At 47.1% G+C, this 13,948-nt stretch carries 10 protein-coding genes; 2 read left to right on the top strand and 8 right to left on the bottom strand.

Translation table 11 applies throughout. The features are described 5' to 3' along the window. Nucleotides 1-72: 72 nt before the first annotated feature. On the bottom strand, nt 73-1,170 hold the full coding sequence (locus PGRAT_RS04180; RefSeq protein WP_081758587.1) for a sensor histidine kinase: 1,098 nt from the start codon (nt 1,168-1,170) through the stop codon (nt 73-75). Beyond that, nucleotides 1,167-1,880 carry a response regulator transcription factor gene (locus tag PGRAT_RS04175; protein WP_025703772.1) on the bottom strand — a complete coding sequence of 238 codons (714 nt, stop codon included), beginning with the start codon at nt 1,878-1,880 and terminating at the stop codon, nt 1,167-1,169. The genes PGRAT_RS04180 and PGRAT_RS04175 overlap by 4 nt, the downstream gene beginning before the upstream one ends. Before the next feature lie 150 nt (nt 1,881-2,030). Here PGRAT_RS04175 and PGRAT_RS04170 point away from each other — a divergent pair, with 150 nt between their 5' ends. Beyond that, on the top strand, nt 2,031-2,564 hold the full coding sequence (locus tag PGRAT_RS04170) for a CDP-alcohol phosphatidyltransferase family protein (protein WP_025703771.1): 534 nt from the start codon (nt 2,031-2,033) through the stop codon (nt 2,562-2,564). A gap of 161 nt (nt 2,565-2,725) precedes the next feature. Here PGRAT_RS04170 and PGRAT_RS04165 read toward each other — a convergent pair whose 3' ends face one another. Both PGRAT_RS04165 and PGRAT_RS04160 read right to left on the bottom strand, forming a co-directional pair. Then, the gene (locus PGRAT_RS04165; RefSeq protein ID WP_238326741.1) at nt 2,726-3,775 is read right to left on the bottom strand and encodes an NAD(P)-dependent alcohol dehydrogenase; all 1,050 of its coding nucleotides are present in this window, start codon (nt 3,773-3,775) and stop codon (nt 2,726-2,728) included. Nucleotides 3,776-4,021: 246 nt separating this feature from the next. After that, complete coding sequence (locus PGRAT_RS04160) at nt 4,022-5,149, bottom strand: ROK family transcriptional regulator (protein WP_025703769.1); 1,128 nt, start codon at nt 5,147-5,149, stop codon at nt 4,022-4,024. 73 nt (nt 5,150-5,222) lie between these two features. Between PGRAT_RS04160 and PGRAT_RS04155 the strand changes: the two genes are divergently transcribed. Beyond that, nucleotides 5,223-5,687 carry an acetyltransferase gene (locus PGRAT_RS04155; RefSeq protein ID WP_025703768.1) on the top strand — a complete coding sequence of 155 codons (465 nt, stop codon included), beginning with the start codon at nt 5,223-5,225 and terminating at the stop codon, nt 5,685-5,687. Here the strand turns inward: PGRAT_RS04155 and PGRAT_RS04150 are convergent. The 4 genes from PGRAT_RS04150 to PGRAT_RS04135 form a co-directional block, all read right to left on the bottom strand. Next, entirely contained in the window at nt 5,668-9,021 is a 3,354-nt protein-coding gene (locus tag PGRAT_RS04150) for a HEAT repeat domain-containing protein (protein WP_036703223.1), read from the bottom strand. The genes PGRAT_RS04155 and PGRAT_RS04150 overlap by 20 nt on opposite strands. Before the next feature lie 139 nt (nt 9,022-9,160). Further along, nucleotides 9,161-10,393, bottom strand: coding sequence for a hypothetical protein (locus PGRAT_RS04145; protein WP_025703767.1), 1,233 nt, complete (start codon nt 10,391-10,393; stop codon nt 9,161-9,163). A gap of 24 nt (nt 10,394-10,417) precedes the next feature. Next, on the bottom strand, nt 10,418-11,977 hold the full coding sequence (locus PGRAT_RS04140) for an AAA family ATPase (protein WP_025703766.1): 1,560 nt from the start codon (nt 11,975-11,977) through the stop codon (nt 10,418-10,420). After that, entirely contained in the window at nt 11,953-13,785 is a 1,833-nt protein-coding gene (locus tag PGRAT_RS04135; protein WP_025703765.1) for a hypothetical protein, read from the bottom strand. The genes PGRAT_RS04140 and PGRAT_RS04135 overlap by 25 nt, the downstream gene beginning before the upstream one ends. Nucleotides 13,786-13,948 lie beyond the last annotated feature (163 nt).

Genomic DNA, 13,948 nt, shown 5'->3' with positions numbered 1-13,948 from the left:
CAGCGGGGTAAAGAAAAGTAAAAAACAAGTAAAAAAACAGGCCAGCACCCCAAAGCTGGGTCCGGCCTGCTTTTAAAACAGAAAAAAAAGAGTGATGCGTGTTCCTTGCTGCGGTTTGCTATGTACCGTCATTGTGCCGCCATGCCGTGTTACAAAATCTTTTGACAGCACCATGCCCAGACCGGAGCCCGCCAATCTGGTCCGCGCCGACAGCACATTGTCTTCAGCAGCGTTCAGCCGCTCCAGCGTCTCCGCATTGATTCCCGTCCCATTATCGCGGATCTCAACCGTCAGTCCGTGCTGATCCCAGTATACTTCAGTTTCAATATGGCACCCACCGGGATTGTGAACCACTGCATTCCACAGCAAATTGTGCAGTGCCCGCCGGATCATGCGCTGGTCGATATCCAGGCATTTCTCCCCGGCGGTATGGAAGGCAAAGGTATGCTGTGCAGCCAGCGGATGATCAGCGACATCGGTAACGATCTGCCTGATAAATCCTGCCATCTCCGTTGTCTCCCGCGAGAGCAGAACCCCGCTGCCGTCCAACTGGTAGGAAGCATTCATATCTTCAATCAGCTGCTCCACCTGGATCGTTTTTTGCTCCATTAAGGAGCCGAACTGGATGATTTCCGCAGGGGACCACGAATATTGGTCGGCAGCCGCAATCATGGAGCTGTAGCCGCGAATATAGGCGAGCGGGGTTTTCAGATCATGCCGCACGCCCGCAATCCAGCTTTTGCGCTTCTCATCCAATTCGCGTCTTTCTTCTTCTGTTCGCTGCAGTGCAAGGGTCAACGTGGACAACTGCCCGATGATTTCCCTAAAGAGAGCATAAGGCAGCTTGAGCTGATCTCCGGAAAGGGGGCGGCCGCGCCAATTGCTCCGCAAAGGTTCGTCATAGTGGCCTTGTGCCAGCTGCTTCAGCCAGGTCAGCATATAAATAACCGGCTTCGTCAGGCTCCACAGATAGAAGGCAAGCGCAGCCATGCACACAGCCAGGAAGCTCCAGATTTGAAACTGCATGAACCGGAGCCCCTTCAGCCATGGAACCAGATCACGCAAAAAAAGAAAAAGAACAAACAGTACGAGCCAGATGGCAACAGCACCTACGAGCAGCGCCAGCAGAAAGAGCAGCAGCCGCAAGCCAACACGAAGAACCCCTTTCATGCTTGTCCAGCCGGTACGGGGTCCGGAATAAATTTGTAGCCTAACCCGCGGAAGTTAACAATGTAACGGGGCTGCTTCGGGTCCCGCTCTATTTTGTTTCTGATTTTGGAAATATAAATCACAACCGTTTTTTCATCGCCCAGCTGCATTTGACCCCAGACCTGTTCATAGAGCTGGGACGTTGTAAAAAGCCGCCCCGGATGCTCGGCAAAAAATAGCAGCAGCGCGAATTCCTTAGCCGTACAATGAAGCTGCTGGCCGCGCACCGTAAGCCCCCCGGTATCCTTGCTGATCTCAAAATCAGCAAAAGCGTAACTGGCGGCCGGAGCCTCCTGCTGATACAGCCTTTTTCTGGCAAGCTGGGCTTTGATCCGCGCCACCACCTCCAGGGAGTTGAACGGTTTTGTAATATAATCGTCCCCGCCCATCGCAAATCCGGTCAGCTTGTCGTAATCGGCAGCCCTCGAGGTCAGAAATAAGACCGGGGCGTTTGTTTTTTTGCGCAGCTCCAGACACAGCTCGAAGCCGTTACAGTCCGGAAGCATCACATCCAGCAAAATAATATCCGGCTCCCGGCTGTCCAGCAGGCTCATCGCCTCCGCCCCGGTAGAAGCGGTAAGGACGGAAGAATACCCTTCCCTGGACAGCAGCAGCTCCAGCATGCAGGCAATGCCTGCTTCATCTTCTATGATCAATATCGTGTCGTTCATTGGCTTTTCCCCTCCATTTCCCTTTCCGATTATACTGCAAAATGGGGATTTCTTCCTCATGAACGATAACGCCTATGATATAATATGAACGCCTATGCAGCATTAATTGCTGACCGATACCTTGAATCCAAGTGTGATGAGGTGGGACAGATGAAACATATACCCAATATACTCTCTGCCCTGAGGATACTGTGCGCGCTGCTGCTGCTCGTGGTGCAACCGTTATCCGCCATATTTTTTGGCCTCTATCTCGTATGCGGGGCAAGTGATGTGCTCGATGGATATGTCGCAAGAAAGACCAACAGCACCAGTCCTTTAGGCGCCAGTATAGACAGTGTCGCGGATGTTGTTTACATAACAGCGCTGCTGGCTGTCTTCCTTCCGATCCTTCAGCTCTCCCTGTGGGTCATCTGCTGGATAGCCGCTATTGCTCTGGTTCGCTTGAGCTCATTACTGGTCGGATATGTAAAATACCGCGCATTATCTTTTCTTCACACCTATGCCAACAAGGCAACAGGATTAGCGCTATTCAGTTTCCCGCTGCTGTACAGTATATTCGGACTCACCACAGCCTCCATTGTAATTTGCGGATTAGCCAGCTGCTCGGCCATAGAAGAACTAATGATCAATATAAAATCCCAAGAGCTGTTAAGGGATGACGCGGGGTGGATGTTTAGGAAGTGAGGGATTTCTACCTCTGCTTCAAATGATAAAAAGGGTTAACCAGCGTAATAGATTAAAGCGGCCAGTAAATTTATCTTAACGGTGCTAGGGTTCTACCCTCAGTGTCAAATTGATCATAATCGTTTAGATATTATGGAATCTTGTGAGCGTAAGTTGGTGCGTCACCCCATCCGGATCACAGCCTTCACCACTTCTTCCTTATTATCAATCACAAAGTCAAAGGCCTTCTGGGTATCCTCAAAGCTGAATTCATGCGTCACGATCCCCTTGACGTCAATTTTGCCATCTGCGATTGCTCCAATGGCGGCAGGATACAGATTGCGGTAACGGAACACCGATTGGATGTCAGCCTCCTTGAACATGATCTGCATAAAGTCGAAATCGATGATATCCTTGGCCGCCAGGCCCACAAGCACAATCGTTCCGCCTCTTTTGACCAGATAGGGCGTCTGCTTAACGGTATGCTCGCTCCCCGCAGTTTCAATCACCTTGTCCATGCCCTGGCCGTCCGTTAGCAGGGATATTACATCCCGGACATTCTCTTGCTTGGCGTTGATTACCCGGCTCGCTCCCAGCTGCTTCGCTGCTTCCAGCCGCTTTTCAATGATATCAACGACCACAATATCTGTTGCCCCGTAAGCCTTGCAGGCCAGGAGCGTTACAAGCCCGATGCAGCCGGCCCCCAGAATAACGACACGGTCACCCAGCTTGACTCCGCCTTGGGCCGCAGCATGCAGTCCCACTGCCAGCGGCTCCACCAGCGCTCCCTCTTCTGAAGATACGCTGTCCGGCAGCTTGAAGGCCATGTTCTCCGGAAAGGCGATATAGTCCATCAGGCAGCCATGGTAAGGCGGAGTAGCCAGAAACTTCACCTCCGGACAGAGATTGTACTTTCCGCTCTTGCAGAATTCACACTGGCCGCAGGTGACTCCAGGCTCCAGTGCGACCCTGTCTCCCACCTTCAGCTTCTTCACCCCGGGACCAAGCCCGACTACTGCTCCGGCACATTCATGTCCTAGAATAAAATCGCCTTCGACAACGAAATCACCGATCCGGCCATGCTCCAGATAGTGGACATCAGAACCGCAAATGCCGACATACTCCAGTTTGACAATAATCTCGCCCTCTTTGGCCACGGGCATGCCGATTTCATTCATTTCCAATTTCTTCAGATCCGTCATGTAAAAAGCTCTGTTCTTCATAATCTTCATCAGATACTCCTCCTCAGGGACAATAGCGTTCAGTTATTTATAAAACACTTTTATAAAACAATCTAAATAAGATTATAGTCCGTTTTGCTTTGAAGTCAACAAATAAACTAAAAACTCCCCCGGAAGAGGGCGAAGCCGCAAAGGCAGCATCGTCCCTCTTCCGGAGGAGCAGTATACAATTCCGTTAGATTTACGCTTAGGATTATTACGCTAGGGTTATTGCCGGCTATCCTATCCGGCAGCAATCTAGATACGGTCAATAAATTCGGTTACCAGTTCCAGGGCGGCGCCCACGGCAGTAGCCTCCAGCTTGTATTTGCAAATCCGGAGGTATGTGCCGTCCAGCTCGAAGGTGTTCTTCCGGGCCGCCAGCCCTTGAAGGATATCCATATACTCCTCCATATAAGCGCCGGCATAGCCGCCTAGAATCACATCGCAATCGTACAGCATGCGGAGGTTGTTAACCGTAATTACCAGATAGCCGATGTACTCCCGCCAAATCGACTTTTGCGGCTCATGCCCCTCCCGCAGCAGCCGGAAAAATTCAGAAATGCTTCCCTGTGTGCTGTCCGAGAGAATTCTCGCTGAGCAATAGGCATCCACACAGCCCTTCTGGCCACAGTAGCAGGTACGGCCTTCAGGCATGATCGTCATATGGCCGAATTCCCCGCCCCGGTGATTCTGCCCGGCATAGATCTGATTATTGACTATAATGGAGCCGCCAACACTATTGTTAAGGGATAAATAGACTGCATTGTGTATGTCTTTTTCTCCCCACAATTCGGTGAAGCCGGCTGCGTTCGCTTCATTGCTGAGAATACAGGGATAGCGGATAAATTCGGCGAATCGCTGTACGCTCCCCCCCTTGAAATCAATGACGGTGGCATAACTCACCGTTTGGCGGTCATCGGACAGGATAGCGGGCAGCGCAATCCCGACCCCCAGAATTCTGCTGCTGTCGATCCGGCATTCTTCCACACAATCATCCACCAGCTTGCCCACGCTTTGAAAGTAGACTTCCGTGTTAGCAAAGGGAAAGTGGTTCCTGACATGCTTGACGATTGCACCGCTCAGGTCAATGATTACAATGCCGATATGATTCCGGGTCACATCCAGCCCGATTGCATATCTCGCCACACTGTTGCAAGCTATCGATTTCGCCTTCCTGCCTCCGGTGGACTGAAACAGCCCGGTCTCCACGATCAGTTCCCTTTCCTGCAGCTCCTTAAGGTTCTGTGTAACCGTAGGAAGACTCAGATTGAGCGCCTGCGCAATCTCCTGGATGGATGTAGCTTCACGGTGATACAAATATCGATAAATGGCGTTACGGTTCATCTTCTTTACTTCCATGCTGTTCACGCGGTGTGTCGCCATTACAAACCCTCCGGCTTTTGCAAATGTACTTTAATAATACTATACTCAAAGGAAAACGGCTAAGGGAGAACATATGAACCCGATACATAGAATCACAGATAGAAATAAGGAAGTATCGCATCAACTGCTGTATATTTGGGAAACAGCTGTGCGGGCTACGCATCTATTCCTTTCTGAACAAAATATTGCAGCATTAAGCCCCTTGGTTATTCAAGGTATCAGGCAAATCCCCCACTTGCTGGCCTATACAGATCAGGATCATTATCTCGGCTTTATAGGTGTTCAGGATACTAAGATTGAAATGCTGTTCGTAAACCCCGCCGTCAGGGGAAGAGGCATAGGAAAACAACTGGTGACTTATGCCATACAGACACTGAACGTGCTCTATGTTGATGTGAATGAACAAAATCCCCAGGCAACCGGATTCTACGAGCATTTGGGATTCCAAGTATTTGACCGGTCTGAACGGGATGAGCAGGGCCAGCCTTTTCCTATCCTGCATATGAAGTTATCGCAGGTTAATGAGTCCAAATGTTAAGCGCAAGGGAGCGGACCGCAATGCTCGTGTGATTTCTATACAGCCTCAGACGGTCTGCGCACTCCGGACTCCATAATAAAACACTTCCGGCAACCTCAAGCACAGAAAGCCCAATATACTGAAATTCGTAACCTTTTTCAGAACCTAGGAGATCTACAATTTCCAGCAGGGTTTCCGGATTCCAATACCCTGTGCTGTCTTTCAATTGATGCACGACCTGCTGATAGACATCGCTTAACAGCTGTGGCTGATTTGTAATACAGTTAACCATCCGGTTTAGATAAGCGACGGATTCCTCCACATTGTTCCAGTCTATTGCTGCTATATACAATTTCAACACCACTTGATGTAAAGTCTCATCATAGGCCAGACAGTCAATCAGGCCCATATATAAAGGTACAAGGCGTACACGTGAATTTTTGGGCAAAGCGATCAGCTCGTTGATCAGTTTCATGAGACGCTGCCGGTGAGGCAAATCTCTTGTGGCAGCTGCATTCCATTCCTCGCTTATGGCTGTACTAGCCAATTTCTTACAAACACTGATTACAGCTTCATTGATTTTACCATCACGGCATGTTTCGATCAGCGTGTTCATGGCAAACTTCCACCTGCTGCTGTCTTCCAAGTCCGTAATCGCCTGAGCAGTGGCAGCTGCAATGACTTCTTCATTTCCATTGGTCCACTGCATCATACTACTGAAGGCAAATCTGCCGACATTCGCATCCGGATGACCTGCAATTTCAATGATTAACCCTAAATAACGCGGTCTATATTCCAGCGGAAGATCATTAGGCCGCTGAGATAATAAACTGACCGCGATGTCCCTCTCTGAAGAAGCCATTGCACTTAAAATACTCCAGCCGCGTTCATCATCCAGAAGCTGTCTCGCTGCATGCCCTATGGCTATAATTACATCCTTATGGGCATTTGGTTTTTCGAACTCATTCATCAATAACGGAATGCTGTCACCGCTTCTATAAGCTCCCAGTAACCGGATGGCCTCTTTTCGGACCGTAACTTTCAGCTTGTCCCGGTATAGCAGCTCCTTAAGCATTGAAGCCAGTAACACCGGATTCACTCTGCGGATGCATCTGGGTATGGAGTACATGGCTACACGTGCCCGGTCCCCATCCAGATTCTCCAGCAGAACGGGAAGTGCCTTCTCCGGTTCTTCTATAAGTGAAAGGGCATGAAGGGCAGCTTCTACTACAGTTATTTTCTTATCGTGTATAAGCTCTAGTAACTGATCCGGCCCAAGGTCAGGCATATTTCCCATGATCCTAATCACTCTGGAACGCTCTGAAAAGTTGCGTTTGTCATCGAATGCAATTTTGCCCAATAATGAACTTAGTGATTGCTGCTGGCGCGGCAGCCACCTGTTGAACCCGTCCGCAGCCGGCACCAGATAAATGGTTTTGCCCGATAAGAACCTGCCCTTAATCACAGCACCCGAAATGTATGGGTCCAGCCATTCTTGACGTTGCCGGTGCAGATGCAGGAACACTTCATATACGGTAATGAACGATTTATCCAGAGCCAGTAATTCCCGTACTCTTTCATCCCGAGTGGGATGCGGGGCAAGCCAATGTCTCGCCGCCTGTATGGCTATCGAATCTGTTTTCGCCCGCGTTGCTTCTTTTAGCAGATTCTGAAGTTTAGCGATGCCATAACCTCTTTTGCCGAATGAGTTAGCCAGGCTAAGCACCAGATTGTAGTCTTCCCTCCGGCTGGCCTGCGCAGCTAATGTATAGATTGCATCGAAAAGTATTTCTTCTACCCCCTGGGGTAAATTCTTCTCCAAGGATGGAAGGGCAAGCTGTCCGTTCTGCTTGGCCAGTTTCCGGATCGTATTCAACGAGAACTTGAACAGCTCACCGTGGGGATGCAATGCGTTGTGGCGCAAAATAGCAAATGCCAATTGTTGAACGGAAAACTTCGTACCATATGAAGTATCTCTGGCATCCATAACACTATCAACCAGCAGAGTAAGCTCCTGCACATGGGCATCCGTGAACACAGAAGCAGGACTATCCGAAAGCTCTTTAAAGACTGCGCTCCGGACAGGGTCCTGGTCATTTTTGATCCGGCCCAGGTACACCAAGGTTTCCTGCATCCCCTGTCTCGACAGAACCGTACTCCGGATCAGCTGCATAAGCGCCGTTGCGCGTTCGTCTGCGCTGGATACATGTGCGGCTTGTTCAAGCTTCTCTCTTGAATGTTGAATAGAACGGCAAGCCGTAATTCTAATCATTCGCTCCCGGTCATCATAGATTTCACGAAGGCCAAGCATCCGGCTGGCTTCCTTGTCACGTAATGCATGCGGCAATACATATAGCAATCTTTCCGGAAAAATGCGTGCTTGGCGTTTATCTTCTTCATACACCGCATCAAAAACCGCTTTGCGGTGGGAAGGCGCAATATTATGCAGTAATTTCGCTATATGCATAGGCCGGTCTGCAAGTAATTTAGCTAATTCCATCCATTGATCTAAGGATAAATCGCCTCTTCTTTTTAAAATCCCATCAGGGACACCCTGCGAAATCAGTTCGCTTCGCGACTCCATTCGTGTCAACAGCTTGTACACCGCATCAGGATCGATGCGGACTAAAGTACTAAGCTGTTTCTTCAGCGCAGGATGCAGGATGCCCATGGGTCCATGATCCGCTGCACATTCTAACACTACCTCCGCCTTTGTCCGGCATAAAATTTCGAAAGCTGATGAGAACCTCCACCAGACATAACCTTTTTCCCTAAGCGGTGTGTGTAAAGTAGTCCTGAAATACTCAGCAACCGCGTCAGGATGCCGGCCGGCTAATTTGTTCCAGTCTTTGATGGCATAGCCGATCTCTGCAAGCCACTGACGGACCGTGTCCTTATTACATGCCGATAGTACAATGGCAGCCTCCTCCGCCCCCCACCCGGCATATACCACAGGCAGCAGCCGCTCCGCCAGTTCTTGACGGTTCATAAAAGACACACTGCGCAGCAGCTTTCGGCGGCAATCATGTGATAAATGGGGAAGCTCGCGTTCAATATCCATATCTGAAGCCACTTTGGCCAAAAGCCCCGCTGCCGTATTTCTGACACTTGCCATAGGATGCCGCAGGGCTGACAAAACAACCTTAGCATCCTTTGTGACCTCAGCCCCGGTTAAGGCAAGACGTCCTTCATAAGCACCATCCTCCAATAAGGAAGACAGCAGCCCGGCATACTCGGTTGAGCCTCTATGATCACGGCCTAGAACCGCTATCTTTTTAATCCTGTCTGAATATCCCAGTGAGTCTAATTCTTTAAGCAGGCTCTTTTTATCCAGCGGATCTTTTCTGAAAATCATAATTCCCCTCCTTCACCTGTTCTTCTCTATTCAAGCTTTATTCTCCACAACACAATCTATCCCCTTTAATAAATCTATCATTTGGCAACAGGTTATAAGGATATAACACTTCTGAAAAGTCGCTGTATACTTTGAGCTATCAGCATGTTGTTGAAAAGCTATCATAAATATGCGGCACAGTAGGCATGGCTTTTCGAGTTCTGATTTCCATTCGTTTCAGCAGCTCCTTATAGAAGGGATGAAAGCACTCCGGAGTCGTAGCCATTGAAATTACATAACTAACAAATTCAAATTGATATCCTACCTCGTAAAGTGTATCTTCAGTGTTCAGAACCAGCTTGTTCCATAGAAAATCGCCTACCTCCTCTTTAGTTACTGTTCCTCCAATTGCGACACGATCCGTGTAAACTCTGGCGAACTCCGAAAGCGTGCGTTGCATTAACATATTGAAATGAAACGGTATGCGATTCGTCCAAGCCTTTTCCAAATTAAAGGTGTCCACATGCCGTCGAATTCGCTCAGCCTCATCCGAAGCTGCCGTTGACAGCGGCTCTACCTTTATGACTCGATTGCCTGGGGTGCCGTCGATACGAGACTTGAATTTCTGTTGGCCGGAACGTATATAAGGGAGGAAGACGCCATTCAGACAACCGGGTTCATTTATAGCTTCTCCATCCACAGGCCAAGCTGGTACTCGGTTTCCTTTTCCTCTATCTTGTTTTTTCCCTACCGAGGAATTACATTCCATACAAATTGGAACGATATTAAAGGGATGAATCACAAGAGCGGGAAAAAGACTTTTAGGAAAGTAGTGGTCTAATTGGGCCTTACCCATATGCATCTGTCCAAGACAAGCCGGACAAATATTTTCCTTGCTAGTGTTCAATTTTATGTACTCTTCTTTAAAACGTTCTCTGTTAGTTTTCAGGGTATGATTCTCCTTGTGATCGAAGAAATCACTGTAAAATTTTTCGAATATTTTTGGTAATTGGTCAGTAGCCTTTTGGGTCTCCTCCACAGTCAATACACCTTGAAACATAGTGTTTAAATAGCCTGGGAACTGATAATTTTCTTGGTTATGATTGAAGTCGAAACGAAGATCTTCCTCTAAACAACTAATAAAAAAAGGAATAGCAGTGACTGGAAGTGTACTGAACAGTTCCTTCATTCGATGGCGCATTGCTCCGGGATGCTTCATCAGACAGCAATGTTTATACATTTTATGAGGCCTTAATTTTAGAAAGGATTTCTCATCAAACTGACCATCCGTGATGCCATATGTATTGCAATACTTTATCAAAGCAACCATACATTCTCCGGCAAGCTTCATTTCACTATGAATGATATATGGTTTCTCTAGGTCAAAAAGCATCCGCTTATTCTTCCCTTCAAAATATTAATCACTGCGTAATTGTTTTCGTGCATGTAAATATTCCTCCAACCGAAAGCGTTCGTAGCCCGGCCCCACTTTGTCCAACATCTTTTGAATCCTGCCATTGGAGTAGGGCTTTTGCTCATCTAACGCTTTATCAATTACTTGTTTAGCAAATTCTCCGATCCGCTCATGATCCATAAATAGTAGTGCACTAATCTCTCCTCTATCCGCACCGAAGGTAGGGATGTCCAGCGAAATCGCCTGGAACTCCCCTGGGACCCCGCTATGTAATTCTATCTTAAAAGTCTGATCGGGAAATGCGTCTGTTAATATCAAGGTCGAGTGTGTAGCAATCCAATATTCTTGCCGGTTATATCGCGGCTCACTTGATTCGCCCCCAGGTAGATCCATCTTGGCAAAATCATGAAGCATGCTTATAAACTGCATTGTCCAGTTTTCATTTAAGAAAACATCAGGCTCATCGAACAAAAATAAGGTATTCTCGTCGTACTCCTGCTGGGATAAGATAATAAGCGCCATTCGTGACAACCAGAAGAACTCGCCGTCGCTCAGACTATTATGATCCAGCAGATGTTCCGAATCCTCATTTTTATAGAATAGGTTTACGTTTAGCAAGTATCCAAATCTTTGGGCTGTCACCAGCATAGTAAGAAACTCCATCGGGTTAGAAGACAGAATATCCCCTGCGGGTATTGTGAGAATCCGAATGGCTTTGGGCATAGTACCATCCAGTGAATGAACGACTTTTATCCGGCGTGCGCCTCGCTGAAGGAAGTTTACTAACAGACTTTCGTACCTCATTTTATTAAACGGAGAAGCCTCAAGTTGTCGGCACTTCACTTCATCGAGTTCAAACGAGATCAACTCAGCTCGAATGTTTCTCACCATTTGAAATAGCCTGTTTTTTTTTGTGCGATAGCCTTCCATTTCAACGCCAACAGGTTCTGCCAATACTATAGCTGCTAGAATGAAAGCCGCATTTTCCCCGTTGAGGTTAATACAATTTGGTTCATATAATAACCTCCGCTGCAGTTGTTGGAGATATTCCAGCTTACCCGAATTACGCCCCTCCCGCTTTAGTTCATCATATATATCACTGTTTATTGCACCCAGCGGCGAATTTACCAACACATCTTCAAATGAATTATTTGGTCCGGAAGCAAAGCTAATAATTCTGCGGGGATGCAGGTTCACTTGTTCGCTGTACCGTTCCCGAACTACAGGGCCATTTTTAATTCCCTCCAAACTTTCAGCCATCTGAATATACAGACGCTCGGTTAATGAATACCTCTGGGAATTATTCGAGAGCAATACATAGACACGTTTATGACCGGATATGATACTGTACACAAGCTCATACACAAATCCGGGAGATTCATCATTCATTGCTCTGGTGAAAATCAAACCAATGGCCTGCAGAACGGAGGTTTTGCCCGAGCCGTTATTGCCGACCAGAAACTTGATCGACAACTTACTCAGTTCTTCGTCGTTTTGACCAAATGCTCCATTGAATGTCTGGAAATGTTTATAGTTTTCTAACGAGAGGCTGTGAATTTCCATTGTCGTCCTCCTTCCGGCACTTTCATCCAGAGATCAATCCATTCATTATCGGCAGGGGATGCAGCACCCCTATTGACTGATTCGTATATGCACTCAACCATTCCCATCCGGGCAAGCATTTGAACTGTCTCAACGGCTTGCTGGATGGTAAAAACACTCCGATCCTCCATAGAAAGTCTTTGCCTTGCTTTATGAATAGCAATGGGAGATTCTGAAAGGCTAATAGCAATATATAACTGCCATTGCTGTGGAGATAAAATCCCGCTCAATTCACTTGAAACATATCCATCCCTCTTTTCACCAGCTTGGTTTAACTCATAGACTACCTCCCCCTCTTTAGAGAGTACCGTGTTAATTCTGTTATCATGAATGAGATGCTGCCACGCGAGGGCGATTCCCTGTTTGCTTCCGAGGTCATAGAGATCGGTCTGCCAGCTAAATAGCTTTTGTTCAATTGATAATGGATCTTTTAGATTTGACAATTGGCCTTCAAACTTACTGATTCTCTCCAATAATTTTTCTTCAAGCTCTGCCTTAACCTGTTTCGGCTTACTAACCTCGATAAAACCAGTAAGATTGGACGCGCTAGTCTGACCCGACTTCTGCTCATATTCCGTAAAAAAAAGTTTGATGTCATCTTTCCTGTATCCACTCAGCTCGTAACGCCTAATGTCATCCAACTGCTGCCGGACACTCAAAGGCTCCTTCATGATAACCACCAAAGATGAGTTTTTTCCGATGTTCATTCTGCTAGACTCCTTCGGCAGACGGACAATGGAACGGATCTGGGCTATCGTTTCTATCTTTTCTAGAATTGAATCCCCTTCGGTCTTCAGCAATTCATCAGGGAGCATAGCAAAAGCCCATCCCCCGGGTGCACAGCTATTCAAACCATAGAGCAAATAGGATAACTCTACTCCTGCGTAATCTGATTGTCCAATAAGCCCGGGATCAGGAAGGTCTCTCGAATCAAATGTTATTGAGCGCGGGGGAAGAATGTAGACGATCTCATTCACATCCATTCTATCTGCTATATCCTTTCGTGCAGCTTTACTGAATGAACGGGAGGGGTAGACTAGCGGGTCCCTGTTCAACACACTAAATCGATGAATACCCGACAAAAGGAAGCGGAAAGTAGAAATACGAGTCATAATTGGAGATAAAGAACGTCCGGAGATAAGCGATTTTCGTGGATCAATAAACGGAAGCTCTCTATAACTGGCTGTAAGCAATTGTCCTGATCGGCAGTGAGCGTCATGAATGTGGATCGAATTCCCCCTCCCTTCTACTCGAAGATGTGAACCAACAAGCGATACAATAAAATCAACCGATTCTCCGCTCATCCACTCGTCTTCCCCTTCGATTGATCCTTTTAATAGAATATCCAGCATGTAATCGTATAGTGCAAGTAGACTTGTTCGAAATGCAGGCACTCCGTCCAATTTTTTATATATTGAATCTATAATCGTTATAAGTGAATAACATTGTGTTTCTGTAACAGTCAACTTAAGCCCTCCACTCGCCATTCTCTTCGGCAGATAGTGGTGGCCCTTCATCAGCTCTGGCAACACTTTAATCTGAATAACTTCATAAGCGTCATCCTCGGCATCAACCAGTTCCCCCCAAGTATAAGAGGTCCGCATTTTGTAAGGATACCTCAACGTTATTGGACTATCAGATGCTAGTAAAAAGACACTCCAAAAAAATGTTAACTGATCGGCAACAGCCAAAGCATTATTTGTACCTGCATAAACAATATCAATCATGTTCCTGATTTCTTTGCTTAACCTTGTGGTTTCTTCCGTCATCCATCAGACCTCCGCCAAACAAAATTATACTTCCTATATTATACATCTATCTTTGAACTACAAATAACACCTTTATGGGAGCTTTTCAGTATCCCGGGAGATATTTGAGCAGCAAAAACAAGGGCAACCGTGAAGCCGTTTATCCAACCGTCTTCTAAGTTAC

This window comes from Paenibacillus graminis (assembly GCF_000758705.1).
Classification (GTDB): domain Bacteria; phylum Bacillota; class Bacilli; order Paenibacillales; family Paenibacillaceae; genus Paenibacillus_AQ; species Paenibacillus_AQ graminis.
This window is presented reverse-complemented; position numbering and strand designations above follow the sequence as displayed.